Below are 22,846 nucleotides of genomic sequence, written 5' to 3'. Positions count from 1 at the left end.
CGTTCGCGCCGAAGGCGTGACGTGCCTGTTTTCGTTTTTGAGCGGTTTGTCGGTGCGCTGCTCTACGGTGAGGCGACATGAACGATCTCCTCCCGGACGAGGACGTCCTGACGATCCCGGACTCCTGGCGCCGGTCGATGCACCCCCGGCACGGCGGCGCCCCCGGACCCGCGATCAAGGTGGACGCGAAGGCCGTCCGGGCCCACATGAAGCGCGCGGGCACGGCCGTCGAGGCGCTGCGCGCGGGCGCGCACGGCGACCCCGCGCTGGCCGAGACGGCCCGCAGGCACCTGGGCGGAGAGGCCGACCCGGCGGGAGCGGCGGCGGTCGCCGCCGTCGCGGCGCTCACCGTCGCGGACCGCGACGCGGTGCACCGCGCCTTCACCGACGCGTGGACCGCCGAGCACGGGATCGGGTTCGCCGCCCGCGCGCTGGTGGAGCTGAGCCGGACGGCCGGCGTCGACGGGGGCCTCGGCGACGTCCGCGAGGCGGGGGCCGTCCACCGCGAGGAGGACGAGATCGGCGTGGGCGAGCCCGTGCTGCGCCGCGTCCGGAGCCTGCTGGCCGCGGCGGACGACGAGGCGTACGCGGCGGCCGTGCGGCTGCTGGAAGGGCACCGGCACGGGCCGGGGACGCGCCTCGTCGTGGCCTACCTGGCGCCGACGCGGCATGACTGGGTGGCCGAGGCGTGCGCCGGCGGCCTGCCCCGGTCCCGGTACAGCGACCGGAACTGGCTGCTGCTGGCCATGGCCGGATCCGCCGCCCACATCGCCGCCGCGAACGCCGGGATCCACTGGCGCGGCGCGACGCGGGGGATGCTCGCCACGGTGCTGGACGGTCTCGGGACCGGCGCGCTCGACCTCCTGCTGGCGGCCGTCGGCGCGCACTACCTGGACTCCTCCGACCGCCGGAACATCTTCGAAGCGGTCTCCCTGCTGCCGTCCGACGAGGCCTTCCAGGCCCTGCTCGCGCGGCGCGACGACAAGCACGCGCTCCCGGCGCTGCGGGCGGCGATGAAGCGGTTCCCCGTCCGGGCGCTGCGGCTGCTGGCGTCGGCCGGGCCCGGCCCGCTTCTGGACGACCACGTGCGCGCCCACCCCGAGGCCGTCGCGGAAGCGCTGCCCGCGCTCCCCGCCGGCCCGCGCGCGATCGTCGAGCCGGTCGCGGCGGCGAACGTGCGCCTCCCGGACGCCGATCCGGCGGACGTGCCCCGGGTGCTGACCGAATCTCCCTGGGAGCCCCCGGTGCGGCCGGTCGTGCCGGGTCTGCGGGCACCCGGCGGGCCGGTGGCGGTCTGGCGGGACGGCGAGCGGGAGCGGTGGCGGGGCACCGGGACCGACCTGGTCGACCGTCCCGGCGCCCCCGACTGGGAGACCGTGGTCGCGCTGTACCGCCGCCACGAGCGCAACACCGTGAGCGATCTCCAGATCATGGTGCACGGACCCGAAGACCTGGTGCGGCCGCTCCTGGCCGCATGGCGTGGCCGGCCGTACGCCCCCGACGCGTCCTGGCTGTTCGATCTCGTCGCCCGGTACGAAGGGGACGCGTTCCCCGCCGCCCTCCGCATGGCCGAGAGGGACCCGAAGGAGTGCGCCGGGTTCCTGATGCCCTTCCTGGACGAGCGGGTGGCGCTCCTGATGGGCGACTGGCTGGCCAAGGGGGCGACCGCCGTCCGCGGTGTGGCGGGCCGGTGGCTCGAGCGGCACGGATCGGACGCGGTGCCGTTCCTCGTCCCGGCGGCGCTCGGGAAGGCGGCGAAGCCGAGGCGGTCGGCGGAGAGCGCGCTGCGCCGCCTCCCGTGCGCGCGCGAGGAGGTCGTCGCCGCCGCGCGGGCCGCCCACGGCGACGCCGCGGCGGACGCGGTCGGCGAGATCCTGGCCGCCCACCCCGGACGCACCGGCCTGTACCCCCGCCCGGAGATCGGCGACTGGGCCGACACGGCGGCACTGCCGCAGCCGCCGATGCGCGGCGGCGAGCGGGCGCTGCCCGCCGCGGCGACCCGGCGGCTGATCGAGCTGCTCACGCTGCCCGCGCCCGGCGGCCTCGACGAGGTCCGGGACGCGCTCGAACCCGGCGCGCTCACCGGGTTCGGGTGGACCCTGTTCCAGAAATGGCGGGACGCGGGGGCGCCGTCGAAGGACGGCTGGGCGCTGACGCAGCTCGGGATCACCGGTGACGACGAGACCGTCCGGCGGCTCACGCCGGTCATCCGGGCGTGGCCGGGGGAGGGCGGGCACAGGAACGCGGTGAAGGGGCTCGGCGTCCTGGCCGGGATCGGGACGGACGTGGCGCTGATGCACTTGAACGGAATCGCCGAGAAGGCGAAGTTCAAGGGACTCAAGGCGGAGGCACGGGACCGCATCGCCGAGGTCGCCGATCGCCTGGGCCTCACGGCCGAGCAACTGGCCGACCGGCTCGTCCCGACGTTCGGCCTGGACGACGACGGCACCCGCACCCTCGACTACGGGCCGCGCCGCTTCACCGTCCGGTTCGACGAGCAGCTCAGGCCCACCGTCGAGGACGAGTCGGGCAGGCAGCGCAAGACCCTCCCGAAGCCCGGCGCCAAGGACGACCCGGACAGGGCCCCCGAGGCGTACAAGGCGTTCGCCGACCTCCGCAAGGACGTCCGGACGGTCGCCGCCGACCAGCTCCGCCGCTTCGAGACCGCGATGGTGACGGGGCGCCGCTGGACGCCGGACGAGTTCCGCGACCTCATTGTGGGGCACCCCCTCGTCCGGCACCTCGCCCGCCGCCTCCTCTGGCTCGCGGAGCAGGACGGCACGACCGCGTTCTTCCGCGTCGCGGAGGACCGCACCCTCGCCGACGCCGACGACGAGGTCTACCCGCTTCCCGGGACCGCGTCCGTGGGCGTGGCGCATCCCGTCCACCTGACCCCCGGGGAACGCGACGCCTGGGGCGAGGTGTTCGCCGACTACGAGATCCTGCAGCCGTTCCCGCAGCTCGGACGCCCCGTCCACACCCTGACCGAGGACGAGCGGGACGCCGGGCGGCTGGAGCGGTTCGAGGGGCTCAAGGTCCCGTTCGGGAAGGTGCTGGGCCTGGTCCGGCTCGGATGGGAGCGCGGCGTCCCGCAGGACGCGGGCGGGGAGCGGTGGATCTCCCGCCGCGTCGCCGACGACCGGTACGTCGTCATCGACCTCCATCCCGGCATCTCGGTCGGCGCCGTCGACGCGACCGGCGACCACCAGACCCTCGAGTACGTCTGGTTCGCCGCCCGCCCGGGGGACTTCCGGCCGAGGAACGGCGCCCCGTACCGGTTCGGCGATCTCGACCCGGTCATCGCGTCCGAGGTCCTCGCCGACCTGACCACCCTCGCCGCGGCCGCAGAGTGAACACCGATGAGGACACCCTGACGATCCCGCGGGAATGGCGCCGCCACCTGCACGCGCGCCGCGGCGGCACGCCCGGTCCCGGGATCAGGGTGGGCGCCCCGGCCGTGCGGGCCGTCCGGGAGATGCTGGACGGGATCGGCGGCGCGTTCGAGGCGCTGGTCGCGGGCCGCGCCGGCGACCCGGCCCTCGCGGAGGCCGCGCGCCTGCACCTGGAGGGCGACCCCGGCCCGGTCGGCGCCGCCGCCGTCGCGACCGTCGCCGCGGGCACGGTCGGGCGGGACCGGCGGGCGAGGACGCACCGCGCGTTCGTTGACGCCTGGGCCGCCGAGCACGGCGCCGGGTTCGCCGCGTGCGCGGTCGTCGAGCTGAGCACGATGATCGAGCAGCGGGGCAGGGGAGGGCCCTGGAACGACCGCTGGCTCGGCGTCTCGTACCGCAAGTCCGGTTTCGGCGGCACGGAGCGGGAGGCGGTGCGCCGCGCGCGGTGCCTCCTCGCCGCCCTCGACGACGACGCCCACGCGGACGCCGTGGAGCGCCTCGGCGGGCACCGGCGCAAGCCGGCGGCGCGATGGCTCGTGTCCTACCTGGTGCCGGAACGGCGCGACTGGCTTGAGGAGTGCCTCCGGTTCCGGCGCGTGCTGCCGAGCGACGACCGCTGGCTGCTGTACTGCAGCCTCGACGACCCCGCCCTGCTGGGCGACCCCCCGCCGGACCTCGGCTGGAGGGAGACGTCCCGCGGCCTGCTCGCCACGATGACGGACGCCATGGGCGCAGGGCTCCTGCCCTTCCTCGTGCACAACATCGACGGGGGCCGCCTCACCGCGCAGGAGACGCGGCAGCTCTACGAGACGGTCGCCGTGCTGCCGGTGGACGAGGCGTTCCAGGCGCTCCTGGACCGGCGCGCCGACCGGAACGCGGTGCCCGCGCTGGTCGAGGCGATGAACCGGTTCCCCGTCCGGGCGATGCGGCTGCTCGCGGCGGCGGGCGCCGACGAGCTGCTGCGGGACCACGTCCAGGGGCATCCGGAGGTGCTGCCCGCACTGCCCGGCGAGCTGCGCGCGGCCGTCGAGCGCTTCACGTCGCGGGCCCCGCGGGTCCCGGACGCGCCGCCGGACGCCCTCCCCGCCTTCCTCGCCGACCTGCCGTGGACGCGGCCGGTGAAGCCGCTCGCCCCGGACCTGAAGCCCCCGGCCGGCACGCGCATCGCGTGGCGGGACGGCGAGCGGGAGGAATGGCTCGCCGCCGAGGCGCCGCCGATGATGGACGACCCCCACTGGGCGGCGCTCGCCCGCGGGTACCGCCGGGGCGGCCCCGACCGCCTGAAGCTGCAGCTCCTGCTGTACGGCCCCGAGGAGATCGTCCGCCCGATCCTCGCCGGCTGGGACGCCGACGGCCCCTCGGAGAACTTCGGGAACGAGTGGGCACGGCCGCTCATCGCGCGCTACGGCCTGGACGCGTATCCCATGGCCCTGCACCACGCGACCGAGCATCCCGCCCGGGACCACGCGCTGCTGCTGCCCTTCCTCGACGCGGAGGTCGCGGCGCTGATGGCGGGCTGGCTGCGCCAGGAGGGCAAGGGCACCGCCCTGACGGCCCGCGCCTGGCTCGACCGGCACGGCCTGGACGCGGTTCCCCGCCTCGCCCCGGCCGCGCTCGCGAAACCCGCGGCGGCGCGGCGGAACGCGGAGGCCGCGCTGCGCCACATCGCCGCCGCCCACGGCACGGACCCGGTCGCGGACGCCGTCCCCGAGGCGGCGGACGGGCTCCGCGCCCTCCTCACCGCCCATCCCGCGCAGACGGGCCTCGCGCCCCGGCCGAGGACGGCGGGCTGGCTGAACCTCCCGGCGCTCCCGCAGCCGCTGCTGCGCGGACGCGGGCAGGCGCTCCCCCACGACGCCGTGCGGACGCTCCTCGAGCTGCTGTCCCTGCCCGTCCCGTACGGGCGGGACGCGATACGGGAGGCGTGCGACCCGGCGTCGCTCGCGGAGTTCGGCTGGGCGCTGCTCGAGCGGTGGCGGGCCGCGGGCCATCCGGCCAGGGACGGCTGGGCGCTGGCGCAGCTCGGGACCACCGGTGACGACGGCACCGTGGACCGCCTCCTCCCGGTGGTGCACAAGTGGCCGGGCGCGCGCGGGCACGCCAAGGCGGTGCGCGGCCTGGACGTCTTCGTCGCCCTCGGCTCCGACACCGCGCTCGCGGCCCTCTACGACGTCGCCGAGCGGTCGCGGTTCGGCGAGCTGCGCGGCGAGGCGCGCGACAGGTTCGAGCGGGCCGCCGCCGAGCGGGGCCTGACCGCCGACCAGCTGGGCGACCGGCTCGTCCCGGCCTTCGGCATGGACGGCGGCGGCGCCCTCGTCCTCGACTACGGGCCGCGCCGCTTCACCGTCGGGTTCGACGACCAGTTCAGGCCGCAGGTCGCCGACGAGGACGGCACGCCCCGCAAGTCCCCGCCGAAACCCGCGAAGAAGGACGACCCCGACCTCGCCCCGGCCGCCTACCGGGCGTTCGCCGACCTGAAGAAGAACGTCCGGACGGTCGCGGCCCACCAGCGGGACCGGCTGGAGCGGGCGATGCCGGCGCGGCGGCGCTGGTCGCCGGACGAGTTCCGCGACCTGATCATCGGGCATCCGCTCGTGTGGCACCTGGCCCGCCGCCTGGTCTGGCTCGCCGAGGACGGCGGCGCGGCGGCGTTCTTCCGCGTCGCGGAGGACCGCACGTTCGCCGACGTCCACGACGACGCCTACGACCTCCCGGATACGGCGCGCGTCGGGATCGCGCACCCCGTCCAGCTGGGCGGCGACCTCAAGGCGTGGGCGGAGGTCCTGGCCGACTACGAGATCCTCCAGCCGTTTCCGCAGCTCGACCACCCCTTCGTGGCCCTCGACCCGGAGCAGCGCTCGTCCGGCGTGCTCACCGGGCTCGGAGGCGCCGTGATCGACTCCGAGCGGCTGTACCGGCTCACCTACCGCGGCTGGGCGTGGACCGACGAGGCGGGGGAGGCGTACACCAGCAGCCTGAGCCGGCGGATCGCCGGCGACCACCGCCTCATCGCCCTCTTCGGCGCCGCCGACCGGGACGCCGCCGGGTACCGCCTGCGCGAGGTACGGGTCGTCGCGGGCGACGGCTCGACGGGCCCCCACTTCGGCGAACTGGACCCCGTCGCGCTCTCCGAAGCCCTCATCACCCTCCCCCTGGGCCCCGACTCTGAAGGAACGTAATGACGCACGACACCGCCGACTACCAGCGGCCCCCCGCCGAGGTCCGGTTCGCGGACGAGCTCGAACGGCTCCGCGAGGACGACACCGGCCACCGCCCGCCCGGCTGGGCGCTGAGCCTGACGGCGGCGCGCCGGTTCGTCACCGGGGACGACGCGCTGGGCGTCACCCGCAAGTTCGTCGGGGACACGGCCCTCATCGACCGGGCGCTGGTGACGCTCGCGACGAGCCGCGGCCTCATGCTCGTCGGCGAGCCCGGCACCGCGAAGTCGCTGCTGTCCGAGCTGATCGCGGCGGCCGTCGGCGGGACGTCCACGCTCACGATCCAGGGCGGCGCCGCCACCACCGAGGACCAGATCAAGTACTCGTGGAACTACGCGCTGCTCGTCTCGGAGGGGCCGTCGACGCGGTCGCTCGTCCCGGCGCCGCTGCTGACCGGGATGGCGGAGGGGCGGATCGTCCGGTTCGAGGAGATCACCCGCTGCCCGCCGGAGGTGCAGGACTCCCTGCTCTCCCCGCTGTCCGACCGGGTCCTCTCGGTGCCGGAGCTGACCGGCCCGGACGCGATGGTGTTCGCCCGCGACGGCTTCAACGTCATCGCGACCGCGAACACCCGCGACCGGGGCGTCAACGAGATGAGCGCCGCGCTCAAGCGCCGGTTCAACTTCGAGACGGTCTTCCCGATCTCCGACTTCGCCACCGAGCTCGACCTGGTGGAGGCGGAGGCGGCGCGGCTCCTCGAGCACTCCGGCGTGCGGGCCGCGCCGCGCCGCGACGTCCTGGAGGTCCTCGTCACCACGTTCCGGGAGCTGCGGAACGCGACGACCGAGGACGGCCGCGCCATGGACCGCCTCGGCGCGGTGATGAGCACCGCCGAGGCCGTGTCGGTCGCGCACGCGGTCGGCGTCCGCGGCTGGTTCCTGCGCGGCGAGCCGGGCGGCGCCGCCGACATCGTCGAGTGCCTCGCCGGGACGGCCGCCAAGGACAGCCCCGAGGACCTCGCCCGCCTCCGCCGCTACCTGGAGCAGCAGGCCCCGCGCCGCTCCGGCGAGCAGTGGCGGGCCCTGCACGCCGCCCGCCACCTCCTGCCCGGCTGATGGCCGTCGCGTTCATCGGCGTCCGGCACCACAGCCCGGCGTGCGCGCGGCTCGTCCGGGAGACCATCGCCCGGCTCCGGCCCGCGTACGTGCTGGTCGAGGGCCCCGCCGACTTCGGTGACCGGCTGGACGAGCTCCTCCTCGGCCACGAGCCCCCCGTCGCGATCTTCAGCTACCACCGGGACGGGGAGCGGGTCCACTCGTCCTGGACGCCGTTCTGCGGGTACTCGCCCGAGTGGATCGCGCTGCACGACGGCCGCGCCGCCGGGGCCGAGGTCCGGTTCATCGACCTGCCCGCCTGGCATCCCGCGCTCGCCGGGCGCGCGAACCGGTACGCCGACGCCGACCGCAGGTACGCGGAGGTCGCGGAGCGGCTGTGCCGAGAGTTCGCGGTCGACAACACCGACGTCCTCTGGGACCACCTGTTCGAGATCGGCGACGCCGACGGCCTCGGCGAACGCCTCGACGCCTACTTCGACCTGCTGCGCGGCGAGGCCGAGGCGGGCGAGGACGACACCGAGCGCGAGGCGTACATGGCGTCCTGGATCAGGGCGGCGGAGGACGCCGCGGGCGGGCGCCCCGTCCTGGTCGTGACGGGCGGATTCCACACGCCCGCCCTGCGCGCCCTCATCGCGGACGGGCCGCGGGCGTGGCCGCGGGTGCCGAGCCCGCCGGACGGGGCGCTCGGCGGGAGCTTCCTCGTCCCGTACTCGTTCCGGCGGCTGGACGCGTTCACCGGCTACCAGTCCGGGATGCCGTCCCCCGAGTACTACCGGCGGCTCTGGGAGAGCGGCCCGGAGCGGGCCGCCGAGGCGCTCACCGAGACGGTCGTGACGCGGCTGCGCGAGCGCGGCCAGCGGGTCTCGACCGCCGACCTGATCGCCGCCCGCACCCTCACCGAGGGCCTCACCCGGCTGCGCGGCCACCGCGCCCCCGCCCGCACCGACATCCTGGACGGCCTGGTGGCCGCGCTCGTCACCGACGACCTCGACCAGCGCCTGCCGTGGACGTCGCGCGGCCCCCTCGCGCCCGGCGCCCACCCCGCCGTGCTGGAGATGGTGACCGCGCTGAGCGGCGACCGCGTCGGCCGCCTCCACGCGGACACCCCGGCGCCGCCGCTCGTCCACGACACCGCCGCCGAACTCGAGCGGCTCGGCCTCGACCGCGCGGGCACGGTCGCCCTCAAGCTCGCCGACCCGCGCGGCCTCGCCCGCAGCCGCGCCCTGCACCGACTCCGCGTCCTGCGCGTCCCCGGTTTCGTCCGCGACGAGGGGCCGCGGACGGGCGCCGACCCGGTGCTGAAGGAGCGCTGGACGCTCGCCGCCGCCGACCGCGACCCCGCGCGGCTGTCCGCCCTGATCGAGGCGGGCGCCTACGGCCCGACGCTCGCCGACGCGGCCGCGGCCGCCCTCGACGAGCGGATGGCCGGCGCGGGCACCGACATGGCGGCTCTCGCGGCGGTGCTGTTCGACGCCGCGCTGTGCGGCTGCGCCGGGCAGTCCGACCGGATCGCCGCGTCCCTCGCCGCCGGCATCGCGGGCGCGTCCGACATCGCCGGGCTCGGCGCCGCGCTGGGCGTCGTCCTCGGGCTGTGGCGGCACGACCGCGTCCTCGGCACCGCCCGCAGCCCCCTGTTCGGGACGGTCGTCGCCGGCTGCGCCGAGCGCGTCCTGTGGCTGGTCGAGGGGGTGCGGGGCGGTCCCGCGCCCGCCGACCCCGGCCGGCTGCACGCCCTCGCCGCCACCCGCGACGCGCTCCTGCACGCCGCCGGGCCGCTGCGGGAGCGGGCCGGCCTGGACCGGGACACCGCCCTCGGCGTCGCCCGCCGCGTCGCCGCGAACCCCGACGTCCCGCCCGACCTGCGCGGCGCCGCGTTCGGCCTGGCCCGCGCGCTCGGCGACACCGCCGACCCGGCCCGCGCGGTGCGCGGCGCGGCCGGGCCGCGCACCTTCGGGGACTGGCTCGCCGGCCTGTTCGCGCTGGCCCGCCAGGACGTCCTGGACGACGGCTCGTCCGTCCTCGGCGTCCTCGACGAGATGGTCACCGCCCTGGCCGACGACGACTTCCTCGTCGCGCTGCCCGCGCTCCGGCAGGCGTTCGCGTTCTTCCCGCCCCGCGAGCGCGAGACGATCGCCGGCCGCCTGCTCGGCCGGCGGGGCGCGGCCGGGTCCGCCCGCGCGCTGCTGCGCACCGCCGGGGACCCCGTCCTCATCGCCGAGGCGAAGGCCCTCGAGCGCCGCGCCGGGCAGGCCCTCGCGGCCGCCGGCCTCCTCCCGGGAGGGACCCCATGACCGACGCCGGCCTGGAACGCTGGCGGCTCGTCCTCGGCGCCCCCGCCGAGGGGCGCATCGGCGGGCTCGCCGGCGGCGCCGCCGAACGCGACCGGATGCTCGACTGGCTCTACGGCCGCGACTCCGAACTCGGGGAGCGGGGCGTGCGCCGCGGCGGCGCGAGACCGGAGACCCGGGAGGGCGGCGACGGGCCGTCCCAGATCACCACCGTCGACTGGCTGGACGCCGTCCACCGGCTCTTCCCCAAGGAGACGATCGAGCGGCTCGAACGCGACGCCGTCGAACGGTACGAGATCCACGAGGTCGTCACCGACCCCGACGTCCTCGCCCGGATCGAGCCCGACCGGACGCTGCTGCGGGCCGTCCTGCGCACCAAGCACCTCATGAGCCCCGACGTCCTCGCGCTCGCCCGCCGCATCGTGGAGCAGGTCGTCCGGGAACTGATGGAGCGGCTCGCGACGGAGGTGCGGCAGGCGTTCCACGGCACCCGCTCGCGGCGCCCCAGCCGCCGCAGGAACTCCCGCGACTTCGACTTCCGCGGGACGATCCGCGCGAACCTCGGCCACTACCGGCCGGACGAGCGGCGCCTCTACATCGAAGAGCCGAGGTTCCTGTCCCGGACGCGGCGGCACGTCGAGCAGTGGCAGCTGATCCTGCTGGTCGACCAGTCCGGGTCCATGGCCGGATCCGTGATCCACTCCGCCGTGACGGCCGCGTGCCTGTGGGGCCTGCCGGGCCTCAGGACGCACCTCGTCGCGTTCGACACGTCCGTCGTCGACCTCACCTCCGACGTCACCGACACCGTGGAGCTGCTGATGAAGGTCCAGCTCGGCGGCGGCACCGACATCGCGGGGGCGGTCGGCTACGGCGCCGGCCTCGTGGAGGACCCGCGCCGCGCCATCGTCGCCCTCATCACCGACTTCTACGAGGGCGGCGACGAGCACCGGCTCGTCCGGGAGGTCAGGTCGCTCGTCGAGCAGGGCACGCAGGTCCTCGGCCTCGCCGCGCTCGACGAGGACGCCAACCCCGACTACGACCGGAAGACCGCGCGGCGCCTCGCCGACGCGGGCGCCCACGTCGGCGCGATGACACCGGGCCGGCTCGCCGAGTTCGTCGCCGAACGGATCTCCCGATGACCCGCACCGACCTGCTCTCCCTCACCCCCGACGCGCTGGCCGCCCTCGCCAACCGCGGCCTCGTCAAGCGCGCCGCGAAGGACCTGGCCGCCGGGCAGGGGCCCGGGATCACCGTCGACCCGGACGGCGGCGTCCACGGCGACTACCCCGACGGCACCCGCGCCTCACTCCCGGCGGGCGCCGGGCTCGAGGCCGCCACCTGCACGTGCGCCGCCACCGGCACCTGCCGTCACCAGCTCTGCCTCGTGCTCGCCTACCAGGAGCGGCCGCCGGGGGAGAGCGTGCCGGAGTCCGCCGGGGCGGCCGTGCCCGACTCCGCCGGGGCGGCGGGGCCCGATCCTGCCGGAACGGCCGTGCCCGACTCCGCCGGAAGCGCGGGGGCGTGGTCGCCGGGCGCGTTCGACGACGACGCGCTCACCGCCGTCCTCGGGCAGCGCGCCCTCACCGCCGCCCGCCGCACCTTCCGCGCCGGGTACGCCGCCCGCGTCCGGCGGCCGTCCGGCGGCGACCCCGTCGCCCAGGTCGACCTGCCGTCCTGCACCGTCCGGTTCCTGGTGCCCGGCGAACTCGGCTACGTGCACACCGACGCGGCCGCCGGCCGGCGCGCCGCCGTGATCGTCCTCGCCGTGTGGGCGTTCCGCGCCGCCGACGAGCGGGGACTCGACGGCGCCGACGTCAGCCTCGACATCGGCGGCACCGGCCGCGAACCGGACGGCCTCGACGACGTCCTCGACCTCGCCGACGAGATCCTCCTCGAAGGGGCCGTGCACGCCGGGCCCGTCCTCGCGACCGGGCTGCGGCGCGCCGTCCCCGACCTCGCGGGCCGGGGCCTGCACTGGCCAGCGGGCGCCGTCGACGACCTCGCCGGGCAGCTCGCCGCGCATCACGCCCGGCACGCCGAGTACGCGCCCGAGCGGCTCGCCGCGCTGCTCGCCGAGCTGCACGCCCGGCACCGCGCGACCGGCGCCCGCTCCCAGGTCCTCGGCACGAGCGAGTCCGCCGAGACGCCGCTGCGGCAGGTCCGGCTCGTCGCGCTCGGCTGCCGGGTCGGCGGGACCGCGCGGGCCCGCACCGCCGACGTGTTCCTCGCGCACGCCGCCGCCGGGACCGTCCTCGTGCTGAAACGGCGCTTCGACGTGCCGGAGGGCGCCCGCGCGACCGGAGCGGACATCGCGTCCCGCCGCCTGCTCGGCACCACGCTCGGCGACATCGCGGCGGGAAACGTCGTCTCCGAGTCCGCCACGCGCAGCGCCCGGCGCGTCGTCCGGGTCACGGCGGGCCGGATCGCGAGGACGTCCGTCACCCCGCTCGGCGACGCCTGGACCGGGCTGCCGGACGGACTGCTCGTCCGCGACCTGAAGGCGGAGGAGCGGGTCCTGGACGCGCTGCCGCCCCGGCTCGTCCGGCCCCGCGTCGAGGCGGAGCTCGTCCGCGTCGTCGAGATCGGCGAGGTCCGCGAGATCGGCTACCACCCCGGCGCTCAGCGCCTCGACGCGGTCGTCGCGGACGCGTGCGGTGTCACCGCCGTCGTGTCCGCCGAGTACTCCCCGCACGCCCCGGCGGCCCTCGACGCCCTCGCCGGGGCCCTCGCCGCGAGCCCGCGCCTCGTCAGCGGCGCCGTCCGGCGGGGGCGCGGCGGCCTCGTCATCGACCCGTTCGCCGTCCTCGCCCCGGACGGCGTCGTCGTCCCCGACCTGGCGCCCGGCGACGGCGCCGAGGCCCTGGACGGCGCGTCCGGCGCCGCGGCGGACCCGCTCACCGAGGTCCTGGACGCCGCGCTCGCCGTGTGCGCGGAGGCCGCGCACCGCGGCCTCCGGCACGCCACCCCGGCCCTCCGCGACCGCGTGTCGGCCGCCGCCGACGACCTGGCGCGCGCCGGGTTCGCGGCCACCGCCGCGGACCTCGCCCGCTTCGCGGCGGCCCTCGGCACCGACGGCGCCACCCGCGCCTGGGCCGACGCGGCGATCCGCCTCATCACCACCGCCGAGCTGCGGTGACCCGTCAGGCGTCGCTCACGCCTGGGGCGCATGGCGCGACGACCTTGGGCCACGGCCTTGCCCGGCGGGCAAGGCCGTAGCGGACCCGCCCGGCATTCCGGGCCGAGATTCGTGATCTTCCTCAGAACTGGGGGACGGACGTGGTGAGCCGCGCGAGCGGCCGCCGGGGATCGGGGAGCTCGGGGCGGTCGCCGACCGCGCGGTGCACCTCGGCGGCGCCGATGACCGCCGCGTCGCCGGTCGGGTCGCGGACCACGGCGGTGAGACCGGTGCGATCGCCGATCAGCCGGTCCAGGCCGGGGAGGCGCGAGGAGCCGCCGGTGAGGGAGATCCCGGCGCTCAGCAGGTCGCCCGCGATCTCCGGCGCGCAGCCGCGCAGCCCGGCGCGGATCGCCTCGACGATCTCCTCGACGGGCTTGGCGATGGCGCCCTGGACGTCGCGGGTGGTGAGCTCCACCGGGCGGGGCAGGCCCGTCTCGACGTCGCGGCCGTGCACGGTGACCGCCCGCACGGGGCGGCGGCCGGGGCACGGCGCGGTGCCGACGGCGAGCTTGGCGGCCTCCGCCTCGGCGGGGGACAGCGCGACGCCGAACTCCTGCCGGGCCAGCGCGGCGATGGCGCGGTCCAGGTGCGTCCCGCCGACGGCCACCGTGTGCGCGGTGACCAGGCCGCCGAACGCGATGACGCCGACGTCGGTGAGCTCGGCGCCGATGTCGGCGACCACCGCGACCGCGCGGCCGCCGGTGATGAGCCCCATCCCGGCGGCGGCCGCCACCGGGACCGGGACGAGCGTGACGCGCCGGGCGCCCGCCTGGTACGCGGAGAACTCCAGGGCCCGCGCGTACACCGAGTTCACCCCGCTAGGCACCGTCACGACCAGCCGGGGGCGGGCGGTGTAGTGGCGGCGCAGGTGCCGCCGGACGAGCCGGCGCATCAGGTACTCGACCTCGTCGGTGTCCGTGGGGGCGCCCTCCCGGACGGGCCGGACCAGGTCGGCGTCGGGGTCGCGGCCCGCCATCTCCAGGGCCGGCGTGCCCAGCGCCAGGATCCGCCCGGTGCGGCGCGAGCGGGCGAGGACGGACGGTTCGCGGCAGACGATGCCGCGCCCCGCGACGTGCATGCGAACGGTCGAGCTGCCGAGGTCGATGGCCGTGTCCCTGCCCGCGTACGTCCACATGCCCGTGTCCCCTTCCATCGCGTCCAGTCGCACGGGAACCGTGTAGATGCCCGCGCCGCCCGCCGGGATGCTCAAGGTTCGGCAAGCGAATGGAAGGAACCGGTGAAGACGGATCCGGAATGTCGGATCCCTGCGGTGGGTTCGGTCACGTGCCGGGCGCCGGGGGACGGCGGTCCCCACCACCGCACAAAGAGAGCCCCTGTTCGCCGGGACAGGGGCCCTCGACGCTTCTACCAGGCGAATCCTCCCCAGGACGGATCGAGGCCGGGGCGGAGCCGCAGTTCCGGCGGCCATTCCGGGGGGAAACGCGGGGGCGATTCGGGGGTGTTTCGGAGTCCATGGATCCCGGCCGCCATCCGGGCCATTCGGCGGACGTGCTCGGGCCATTCCAGATGTCGCGGGGCGGCCGGGCGGACGGCCCCCGCGAACGCGTGCAGGCGCCAGCCGCGCAGCCGGTCGACGCGGACCCGTGCGCCGGCCCTCGGGGCGTGCACGAACCGCCGCTGCCCGAGGTAGATGCCGACATGGCCGCGCCGGTGGAAGAAGACGAGGTCGCCCCGGTGCAGGCGGCGCAGCGGGACCTTGCGCTTCACCCGGTGGTACTGGGCGTGGCTGACGCGGGGGAGGCCGATCCCCGCCGTGCGCCACGCCCGCAGGACGAGCCCGGAGCAGTCGTAGCCGCGGGGACCCGTGGCGCCCCAGCGGTAGGGCTTGCCGACCTGGCTCCGGGCGAAGCGGGCGGCCTGCCGGGCGCGGTGCCGCTGCAGCGTCACCCGGACCCGGTACCGGCCGTAGGAGCGCACCTTCCGCAGCGTGGCGGCGTCGAGGAGGGGCCGGTGCGCGGCGACCGGGACGGTCTCGGGCCGCGCGCTCCCCGGGGCGTGCACCGGGGTGTGCGCGCTCGGCGGCGGGGCGAGCGGGATGGTCAGCACGAGGCCGGTCGCGGCCGCGGTGACCGCCGGGGCGAGCCGCCGCCCGTGTTTTCGGACCCCCGTCCGGCTGTGGCGGCTCCCGCCGTGCGGCGCGCGCCGTCGCGGCCCGGCGGCGCGGCCCGGTACCACCCGAGACGTCACTCCCATTTTTCCGTTCTCCATTTTCTGTCGTTCGGGCGAAAGTGACGGCGACCATTCGACAGATCATCCGTCGAAACAGCGGGTACCCGCGTTCGCACATGGAAACGGAGTGGGCAGTGCGATTTTGCATGATCATGACGCCTTGTTGGGGACCCGGTTCCGCGTTTTTGCTCAAGTGGCCAGATGGGCGAGCGACGCCAGCGGCACCGGCAGCCATCCCGGGCGGTGCCGCGCCTCGTAGCGCACCTCGTACACGGCCTTCTCGAATTCGAACGCGCGCAGCAGCGCGGCGTGCGCGGCCGGGTCGGCGCCGCCCGCCGCCGCGTAGCCCCGGCAGAACGCGGCCCGGTTGCGGGCCGCCCACGCCTGCGCCCGGCCCTCCAGGTCGCGGCCGGCCTCGGGCGGCACCGTGCGGGACCGCTGGACGAGGAAGCGCGCCGCGTACTCCAGCGAGCGCAGCATCCCGGCGACGTCCCGCAGCGGGTGCGCGAGCGCGCGGCGCTCGCCCGGCGGCCGCGCCGGCTCGCCCTCGAAGTCCAGCAGGGCCCACCCGGACTCCGTGCGCAGCACCCGTCCCAGGTGGTAGTCGCCGTGCACGCGCTGCACGGTGAGCGGCGCCGCGTCCGCCGCCAGCTCGACGAAGGCCCGGGTGATGGACCGGGCGTGCGGGACGAGCGCCGGCACGGCGCGGCACGTGGCGGTGAGCTCGGCGTTCATGCGGGCGGCCAGGGCGCGCACCTCGCCGGGCGGCAGCGTCGTCTCGCCGAACGCGGCGGCGAGCGCCCGGTGCACCTCGGCGGTGGCGGCGCCGAGCCGCTCCGCCTCGGCGGCGAAGTCGCCGCCGGCCGCGCTCGCGTCCAGCTCCGCCCACACCGCGGCCCACTCGTCGGGCCGTCCGGTCCCGTCCGGCGGCGGGGTGTGCGCGTACCAGTCGCGGACGCTCGCCAGCGCGAGCCGCCAGCCCGCGGCGCCGGTGCGCAGGTAGTCCGACAGCAGCCCGAGCGTGACCGGCCCGCCGTCCGCGTCCGCCCCCCGCTCCAGCTCGATCCAGCCGAGGACGGCCGGCACGTGCGGGCAGCCGTCGCGGGTCAGCGCCAGGTTCACCTCCAGGTCGAGGTTCACGCCGCCGCCGAGCCGCCGGAACAGCTTGCAGATGTAGTCGTCCCCGAACAGCAGCGACGTGTTGCTCTGCGCCGCGGTGAGCGGCAGGCTCGTCAGGCCGGTGCGGATGGGCGCGCCGCCGAGGCGCCGGAACCGGACGGGGCCGATGGACGCCCCGGACGCCAGGTCGGCGAGCAGGGTCCGGGTCAGCTCGGGGTCGTGCGCCGCGTCGTAGAGGTGCGGGGGCGCGCCGCCGTCGACGGCGCCGATCTCGGCGTGCCGGAGCCGGTCCGGCAGGTGGTGGCGCACGCCGAGCAGCACCTGGTACCGGTCGGCGCCGGTGCCCCGCCGCACGTCCAGGACGAGATGGTGCAGGCCCGGGTCGCCGGGCACCAGCTCGGTCGCGGCACCGATCGAGACCCCGAGGACGGGGCCGTCCTCGCCGCCGAACCAGTGCTGCCTCGGCAGCCATTCGGCGAGATCGCGGGTGAGTACGTGTTCGCGTGGCAGCACCGTCCTGTCCTCCCGACGCCGATGGAATCCCTTCTCCATGAGCCGTTCCCGCCGGGGCCGCTCCCGGCCCGCGCCGCGCGGGCAACCATCCGTTAAAGAAGTCGATGAAGCGCACGGTCGGCAAGCACCGACTAAAAACCGCCATAAGAAACGGAAAAACAGTGTCGCGCAGTGCCGCCAAACAGGTGCTCCGGGGCGACAATGCTTGCCACGCGGCGGCCGTGTCATGTCCCTGTTTTTATCCGGGCCGCTTTTTCTGGCGCTTGTCCCGGGTAGGTCCTTTCCAACCACAAAGCCTGCCAACCGGCAGACGATGACACATCGGACGAAATGCCATTTCGTCCGCAGCGATCGGAGGGACAGTGGAGCGCAGGAAGACGTCACCATCGGTCGTACCGGCGCGCGACGCCCTCGTCGCGCGGCTGCGCGCCCGCTTCGCCGACATCCCGGCCGAACACGTGCGGCGCTGCGTGGACGACCTGTGGTGCTGCTGCACCCACCTCGGCGTGCGGCCCGACGAGCGGACCATCGAGCGGCTCGCGGCGTCCCGGCTGACCGGCGTCCAGCGGGGAGCCCGCCCGCCGTTCACCGCCCGCCCGCCGTCCATGACCGGTCCGGGCGGTGCCCGGCCCGCGCTCAGGCCGCCGCTCCGCGCGCCGCGGCCGCCGGGCGGCCGCGCTCCCGCCTCCCGTCCCGCCGCGTCCGGCCGTGCCCGCGCCGGCGCGGGCACCCCGATCGGGATGTGACCCGTGAAGGACACGACCGCGCCGGACCTGGCCATCACCGAGCGGGGCGGCTTCCTCGTCCTGCGCCTGCCGGCGCAGATCGGCTGGCGGAACTACGCGGGCATCCGGGACGGGGTGTGCCGCGCGCTGGCGCTGGCGGCGGCGCCGCCGCCTCGTCCCGCCGGACCGGCCGGCGGAGCGCGGCGGCGCAGGGGCGTCGTCCTCGACTTCGGTGAGGCCGTCCTGCTCGACGCCGCGGGGCTCGTCCTGCTGGCGCGCACCGAGACCCGGGCGCAGCTGCTCGGGTGCCCGCTGCGCGTGGTGGTGCCGGAGGAGGCGCACGTGCGGCGCGCCCTGCACGACACGGGCCTCGCCGCGCTCGTCCCGGTGTTCCCCGACGTGCGGACGGCGACGGCCGCGCCGGTCCCCGAGCGTCCGATGGCCGACGCGGACACGACCCACGTCCTGGACGCGATCCGCGCCCTGCATCCCGGCGATACCGGGCTGTCGCTCAGCCCGGGGCCGCCCGGGGGCTTACCCGGGCCGTCGCTGGACATCACCACCGTGGACGCCGGGGACGGCGACCACACCGTGGTGCACCTGTCCGGGACGCTCGACCAGCGCACCGTGCGGCGCCTCGGCGAGACGCTGACGACGCTGGTGGAGGGGAACCTGCGGCACCTCATGGTGCGGATGGGGGACCGGCTCGGGATCCGCTGCGACCCGCTGCCGATCCTGCTCGGCATCCGCTGGCGGGTGGCGGCGGAGGGCGGCTGCCTGTCGCTGCCGGGCCTGCCGCCGCGGCTGCGGGCCGTCATCGACCGCGAGGGCCTCGGCGAGGTGTTCTCCGCCTGCCGCTCGCTCTGACCGTGACCCGCGCACGACCCGTCCCGCCCGGGACGCGAGGAGGTGCGCGGGTCTCGCGTGCCCGCGGTCGCCCGGTCCATGTGCCGCCCCCCGGTCGCTGATCTTTCCGCAGGCATCCATGCCCCGTCCCGTCCCTCCCGCGCATCCCGGCCGGGGCGAGATCGCGCAAAGGAACCGGGGCGGCGGTCAGCGGGCGGGGACGGCGAGGGCCTCTCGGGCGGTCGCGACGTCCGGGGCGATGGCGACGCGGCGCGGCAGCCCGGCGACGTCCGAGACCCGCCGGACGATGCCGCGGTGCGGCAGCACCACCCACATCGGGATGCCGAGCTCGGACGCGCGCGCCTGGGAGCGCAGGATCACGTTGAGGCCGCTGGAATCGCAGAACGCGCAGGCGGTGAGGTCGAGGATGAGCGCGGGCACCCCGGCCGCGAGCAGCCGCTCGGACTGGCCGAGGATCGCCTCTCCGTTGCTCAGGTCGACTTCGGCGGGGAAGGACAGCACACCGCAGGTCGCCGTGCGCTCCACACGAGCTGGTCCGAGGTTCATCGGCTCGCCCCAAAGTTCAGGTCCGGCTGGACGGCGATCACTGGACGTCGATCCGGGGGACTCCTGCGACTGTAAGCCTCAAAGCCGGACGAAATCTGAAAGAAAGGGTCAAATTTCGGAAGGTGATCCCCCCGCGACACTCCGCTTCGCGTCAAGACGGCATCCCGGCCACGCCCCGAATGTCCCAGCGAAGGGGTGCGAGCGCGGACCATTCCGATTTATCGCCGTACGGCGGAGGTTTGAGAACGCCGCGGCACCCCCGCGCACCGGGCCGTCCGCCGCCCGGGGTGAGCCATCAGGCGGACGAAGCCGTATATTTCACCACCAGAGGGGCGAAGGGGGACGGATGCGTGCTGATCCGGTACTGATCGACGGCGGTCACAAAGCCTGCGTCCGCCTGCTGCTGGAGCTGCGCGGCCACCTCGCCCCCCTGGAGCCCGGGACGGTCGTGCACCTCGTCGCCCACGACCCGGCCGCGCCGATCGACCTGCCCGCCTGGTGCCACCTCACCGGCCACGAGTACCTCGGCCCGGTCGCCGCCGACGCCCCCACCTACGGCCTTCGGGTCGCCGCCGACGCCCGGCCGACCGACCCGGCATCGCCCTGGCGCCCCCACTGACCCCGCACCCCCACTGACCCCACACCCCCGCCGACCCGGCCCCCCGCCGCTGACACGGCGTCCCATTCACCCCGTGGTTTCTGTCGACCCGGTGGGTCCTGGGGCGTGCCGGGCCTGGCGGTCACGCGCGGGGGCGCGCGCCGCCGGAGCGGTGCCATTCGGTGAATCCGCCCAGCCAGCCCTGCACGCCGTGCAGGAACCGCCGCAGCTCCGCCGACGGGAGCGCGGCGGCGAGCCGGCGGCGGGCGTCCTCGAAGTCGCGGACGAGGCCGTTGTGCAGGGCGACGGCCGCGCGGATCGCGTCCGGCGGCGGGTGGCCCTCCTCGGCCGCGATCAGCCGGACGGCGCCGCCGTGCGCGGGGTCGCGCTCCGCCGCGTGCAGGTCGTGCACGAGACCGGCCGCCGTCCCCGCGCAGACCAGGGCCCGCTGCACGCGCGGGTCGGCGAAGAGGTCGGCGTCGAGCCGGTAGCCGTCGACGACGTCGATGAGCACCGGTGCCGGGAACGCCAGGCGCAGGGCGGTGAGGCGGCGCCACACCGGCGGCGGCGCGCCCGTCGGCTCCGCCGCCCCGCTCGCGGCGAGCTGGAAGGTCGCGGAGCGGACGCGCATGACCTGCGACGGGGTCGCGTGGCCGCGCAGATGCGCGACCGCGGAGCCGAGCGCGCGGAGCGCGGGATCGGCCGCGACGGCCTCCTCCGGCTCCCGCGCGTACCGGTCGGCGGGCGGGGGCCCGTCCAGCGCCGCCGGCAGCGCCGCGAGGCGCGCCGCCGGATCGCCGGGACGGGCGGCGAGCGCCCGCCACGCCGTGCAGAACTGCGCGGCGAGGAGCAGCAGGTCGGGATCGTCCGTGCCGGGGTGGGCGAGGACGGCGAGCCGCCCGAGAGCCGGTTCGCCGCGTCCGGCGGGCAGGCCGTTCTCCCGCTCCCACGCGGCGAGACGGCGGCCGACCTCGGCGGCGAGCGCGTCGTCGGTCCGCACGGGCCCCGGGGAGTAGAGCGGAGGGTGGGCGTCGTCCCCCCACGGCCGTTCTGCGAAGCCGGGGGAGCGGTGGGCGCCCGTGCGGAGGACGCCGGAGCCGGCGATCGTTTCTGTCACGCCGTCCAGTCATGCACAGTGGCGCTGAAGTCACAATGAGTAATAATCTGTCGAGGCGGTGACAGTCCCGGCCGCGCCGATGAGTTCCCGCGCCGGAAGGTGTCGGTACCGGGTGAAGGCCACACCCGACCTTGGAGGCAACGATGGCCCGCACCGGAATCACCACGTGCCTGTGGTTCGACGACCAGGCGGAGGAGGCGGTGGACCACTACACCTCGATCTTCCCGGACGGCAGGATCGGGCAGGTGATCCGCAACACCGACGCCACCCCCGGCGAGACGGGGGCGGTCATGGCGATCGAGTTCGAGATCAACGGCTCGTCGTTCATGGCCCTGAACGGCGGCCCGCTCTTCACGTTCAGCGAGGCCGTGTCGTTCCAGGTCTTCTGCGACGACCAGGCGGAGGTCGACTCCTACTGGAGCAGGCTCGGCGAGGGCGGCGAGGAGTCGCAGTGCGGCTGGCTCAAGGACAGGTACGGCGTGTCGTGGCAGATCATCCCGACGGCCTACATGGAGATGGTCGCCGACCCCGACCCGGCCAAGGTCGCGCGCGTCCTGGACGCGATGATGAAGATGGTCAAGCTCGACATCGCCGCGCTCCGGAAGGCGTACGACGGGGATTGACATCCTCTCCGCCCTGAAGGGCGGAGATTCCCTCCACGTTGCGCGTGGGACACGCAGCGTCCGGGTGGGTTACCGTTTCGTTGCGCGCCGCCGGGACGAGTCCCGGTCTTACGTGCGCTCGACGGTCGTTTTCCCTCTCCGCCTGTCCGGCGGCGAGCACGTTGATGGCGGCGTTGACGTCCCGGTCGTGGGCCGCGCCGCAGGGGCAGTCCCACGCTCGGACGTTGAGCGCCATCTTCTCGTTGATCCGGCCACACGCCGAGCACATTCGGGTGGAGGGGAAGAACCGATCCACCCGGCCGAACGTCCGCCCCCACCGGGCGGCCTTGTACTCCAGCATCGCGGTGAAGCCGGCCCACCCGGCATCGTGGACCGATTTGGCGAGCCGGGTCCGGCCGAGACCGACGACGCACAGGTCCTCGACGTACACCGCTTGGTTCTCGCGGATGATCGCCGTGGACAGCTTGTGCTGCCAGTCCCGCCGGGTATCGGCCACCCGCGCATGGGCGCGAGCGACCTTGACGACCGCCTTCTTGCGCCTGTTCGAGCCCTTCTGCTTGCGCGCAAGCGCCTGTTGCAGCCGCTTGAGCTTGCGCGCGGCGCGGCGCAGGAACTTCGGCGCCGTGACCTTCGTGCCGTCCGACAGCACCGCGAAGTGCGTCAGCCCCAGATCGATGCCGACCCGCGAGTCCAGCTCGGGCAACGGATCGTCGGTGGCCTGGACGACGAACGAGGCGAAGTACCGCCCCGCCGCGTCCTTGACGATCGTCACGCTCGACGCCTCCGACGGCAGCGACCGCGACCAGCGCACCGCAAGGTCGCCGATCTTCGGCAACCTGAGCCGGCCGTTGTCCAACACGCGGAACCGGGAGTTCTTCGTGAACCGGATCGCCTGCCGGTTGTCCTTATGCGACCGGAACCGCGGCGGCGCCATCTTGCGGCCCCTGCGCTTACCCGACACGGAGTTGAAGAAGTTACGGTACGCGGTATTCAGGTCGGCCAGCGCCTGCTGGAGCACCACCGACGACACCTCGCCCAGCCACGCCCGTTCCGGGGTCAGCTTGGCCTCGGTGATGACTTGCTTGGACAGCTCGGCGTCCGAGACGTACGGCAAACCCCGCTCGCGGGCTTCCTGCCGCAGGCGCAGCCCGTCGTTGAACACCACCCGCGCGCACCCGAACGCCCGAGCCAGCTCGATCCGCTGGCCGGGCGTCGGATAGACGCGGAAGTTGTAACGGAGCTGCACGAAGAGCACCGTACCATCGGCAAATGGCAAATCTTGAAGGTATCCGTACTGGTGGACATTGCGTTTCGCGACACATGTCCATTTGATTTCCGTGCAATAACGAAGTTTCGGCGCGAAGTGTTCACCTCGTGAAGCGGTACATCGAGCGGCAGAGCCGTCCCGGTCAAGGCA

Annotated in this window: 16 protein-coding genes; 10 read left to right on the top strand and 6 right to left on the bottom strand. The window is 75.6% G+C overall.

Features of this window, described 5'->3' with window-relative positions:
• Positions 1-77 precede the first annotated feature (77 nt).
• The 6 genes from IE99_RS0118930 to IE99_RS0118905 are packed head-to-tail and all read left to right on the top strand — an operon-like array spanning position 78 to position 13,089.
• Positions 78-3,353 carry a DUF4132 domain-containing protein gene (locus IE99_RS0118930; RefSeq protein ID WP_030172230.1) on the top strand — a complete coding sequence of 1,092 codons (3,276 nt, stop codon included), beginning with the start codon at positions 78-80 and terminating at the stop codon, positions 3,351-3,353.
• Positions 3,350-6,571, top strand: coding sequence for a DUF4132 domain-containing protein (locus IE99_RS0118925; protein WP_051712745.1), 3,222 nt, complete (start codon positions 3,350-3,352; stop codon positions 6,569-6,571). The genes IE99_RS0118930 and IE99_RS0118925 overlap by 4 nt, the downstream gene beginning before the upstream one ends.
• Positions 6,571-7,665, top strand: a complete 1,095-nt coding sequence (locus tag IE99_RS0118920; RefSeq protein WP_030172225.1) for an ATP-binding protein — start codon at positions 6,571-6,573, stop codon at positions 7,663-7,665. Before IE99_RS0118925 ends, IE99_RS0118920 begins: the two co-directional genes overlap by 1 nt.
• Positions 7,665-9,956 carry a DUF5682 family protein gene (locus IE99_RS0118915; protein WP_030172222.1) on the top strand — a complete coding sequence of 764 codons (2,292 nt, stop codon included), beginning with the start codon at positions 7,665-7,667 and terminating at the stop codon, positions 9,954-9,956. The genes IE99_RS0118920 and IE99_RS0118915 overlap by 1 nt, the downstream gene beginning before the upstream one ends.
• A complete protein-coding gene (locus IE99_RS0118910) occupies positions 9,953-11,092 on the top strand; it encodes a VWA domain-containing protein (protein ID WP_030172219.1) in 1,140 nt (379 codons plus the stop codon). The genes IE99_RS0118915 and IE99_RS0118910 overlap by 4 nt, the downstream gene beginning before the upstream one ends.
• Positions 11,089-13,089 carry a hypothetical protein gene (locus tag IE99_RS0118905; protein WP_030172216.1) on the top strand — a complete coding sequence of 667 codons (2,001 nt, stop codon included), beginning with the start codon at positions 11,089-11,091 and terminating at the stop codon, positions 13,087-13,089. Before IE99_RS0118910 ends, IE99_RS0118905 begins: the two co-directional genes overlap by 4 nt.
• A gap of 121 nt (positions 13,090-13,210) precedes the next feature.
• Here the strand turns inward: IE99_RS0118905 and IE99_RS0118900 are convergent, their stop codons facing one another.
• The 3 genes from IE99_RS0118900 to IE99_RS0118890 form a co-directional block, all read right to left on the bottom strand.
• Complete coding sequence (locus tag IE99_RS0118900) at positions 13,211-14,341, bottom strand: rod shape-determining protein (protein ID WP_051712744.1); 1,131 nt, start codon at positions 14,339-14,341, stop codon at positions 13,211-13,213.
• Between the two features lie 155 nt (positions 14,342-14,496).
• Positions 14,497-15,345 (bottom strand): C40 family peptidase, encoded by an 849-nt coding sequence (locus tag IE99_RS30465; protein WP_157610377.1) that lies wholly within the window; start codon positions 15,343-15,345, stop codon positions 14,497-14,499.
• Positions 15,346-15,510: 165 nt separating this feature from the next.
• Positions 15,511-16,953 (bottom strand): maltokinase N-terminal cap-like domain-containing protein, encoded by a 1,443-nt coding sequence (locus tag IE99_RS0118890; protein ID WP_030172205.1) that lies wholly within the window; start codon positions 16,951-16,953, stop codon positions 15,511-15,513.
• A 362-nt stretch (positions 16,954-17,315) separates the two neighbouring features.
• Here IE99_RS0118890 and IE99_RS29390 point away from each other — a divergent pair, with 362 nt between their 5' ends.
• Both IE99_RS29390 and IE99_RS30460 read left to right on the top strand, forming a co-directional pair.
• Positions 17,316-17,699 carry a hypothetical protein gene (locus tag IE99_RS29390; RefSeq protein WP_037559693.1) on the top strand — a complete coding sequence of 128 codons (384 nt, stop codon included), beginning with the start codon at positions 17,316-17,318 and terminating at the stop codon, positions 17,697-17,699.
• Positions 17,700-17,702: 3 nt separating this feature from the next.
• The gene (locus IE99_RS30460; RefSeq protein ID WP_051712740.1) at positions 17,703-18,545 is read left to right on the top strand and encodes an STAS domain-containing protein; all 843 of its coding nucleotides are present in this window, start codon (positions 17,703-17,705) and stop codon (positions 18,543-18,545) included.
• Positions 18,546-18,731: 186 nt separating this feature from the next.
• On the opposite strand, the gene IE99_RS29385 is transcribed toward IE99_RS30460, so the two are convergent.
• On the bottom strand, positions 18,732-19,091 hold the full coding sequence (locus IE99_RS29385; protein ID WP_084219623.1) for an STAS domain-containing protein: 360 nt from the start codon (positions 19,089-19,091) through the stop codon (positions 18,732-18,734).
• Between the two features lie 346 nt (positions 19,092-19,437).
• On the opposite strand from IE99_RS29385, the gene IE99_RS0118870 reads away from it, so the two are divergent.
• Positions 19,438-19,710, top strand: coding sequence for a sulfurtransferase TusA family protein (locus IE99_RS0118870; RefSeq protein WP_030172200.1), 273 nt, complete (start codon positions 19,438-19,440; stop codon positions 19,708-19,710).
• 121 nt (positions 19,711-19,831) lie between these two features.
• Here the strand turns inward: IE99_RS0118870 and IE99_RS0118865 are convergent, their stop codons facing one another.
• Entirely contained in the window at positions 19,832-20,806 is a 975-nt protein-coding gene (locus tag IE99_RS0118865) for a terpene synthase family protein (RefSeq protein ID WP_051712738.1), read from the bottom strand.
• Between the two features lie 143 nt (positions 20,807-20,949).
• Here IE99_RS0118865 and IE99_RS0118860 point away from each other — a divergent pair, with 143 nt between their 5' ends.
• Complete coding sequence (locus IE99_RS0118860) at positions 20,950-21,429, top strand: VOC family protein (RefSeq protein WP_030172196.1); 480 nt, start codon at positions 20,950-20,952, stop codon at positions 21,427-21,429.
• Here IE99_RS0118860 and IE99_RS0118855 read toward each other — a convergent pair.
• On the bottom strand, positions 21,383-22,675 hold the full coding sequence (locus IE99_RS0118855) for an RNA-guided endonuclease InsQ/TnpB family protein (RefSeq protein WP_157610376.1): 1,293 nt from the start codon (positions 22,673-22,675) through the stop codon (positions 21,383-21,385). The genes IE99_RS0118860 and IE99_RS0118855 overlap by 47 nt on opposite strands.
• Positions 22,676-22,846 lie beyond the last annotated feature (171 nt).

This window comes from Spirillospora albida, from assembly GCF_000718255.1.
GTDB lineage: Bacteria > Actinomycetota > Actinomycetes > Streptosporangiales > Streptosporangiaceae > Spirillospora > Spirillospora albida.
Note: the sequence above shows the minus strand (reverse complement) of the source record. Positions and strands in the feature narration are given on the sequence as shown.

Excerpts from the sequence above, each read along its gene's own strand:
- IE99_RS0118870 (WP_030172200.1), top strand. The coding sequence starts at position 19,438 with ATGCGTGCTGATCCGGTACTGATCGACGGCGGTCACAAAGCCTGCGTC.
- IE99_RS0118860 (WP_030172196.1), top strand. The coding sequence starts at position 20,950 with ATGGCCCGCACCGGAATCACCACGTGCCTGTGGTTCGACGACCAGGCG.
- IE99_RS0118905 (WP_030172216.1), top strand. The coding sequence starts at position 11,089 with ATGACCCGCACCGACCTGCTCTCCCTCACCCCCGACGCGCTGGCCGCC.
- IE99_RS29385 (WP_084219623.1), bottom strand. The coding sequence starts at position 19,091 with ATGAACCTCGGACCAGCTCGTGTGGAGCGCACGGCGACCTGCGGTGTG.
- IE99_RS0118915 (WP_030172222.1), top strand. The coding sequence starts at position 7,665 with ATGGCCGTCGCGTTCATCGGCGTCCGGCACCACAGCCCGGCGTGCGCG.
- IE99_RS0118930 (WP_030172230.1), top strand. The coding sequence starts at position 78 with ATGAACGATCTCCTCCCGGACGAGGACGTCCTGACGATCCCGGACTCC.
- IE99_RS0118910 (WP_030172219.1), top strand. The coding sequence starts at position 9,953 with ATGACCGACGCCGGCCTGGAACGCTGGCGGCTCGTCCTCGGCGCCCCC.
- IE99_RS30465 (WP_157610377.1), bottom strand. The coding sequence starts at position 15,345 with ATGGGAGTGACGTCTCGGGTGGTACCGGGCCGCGCCGCCGGGCCGCGA.
- IE99_RS0118920 (WP_030172225.1), top strand. The coding sequence starts at position 6,571 with ATGACGCACGACACCGCCGACTACCAGCGGCCCCCCGCCGAGGTCCGG.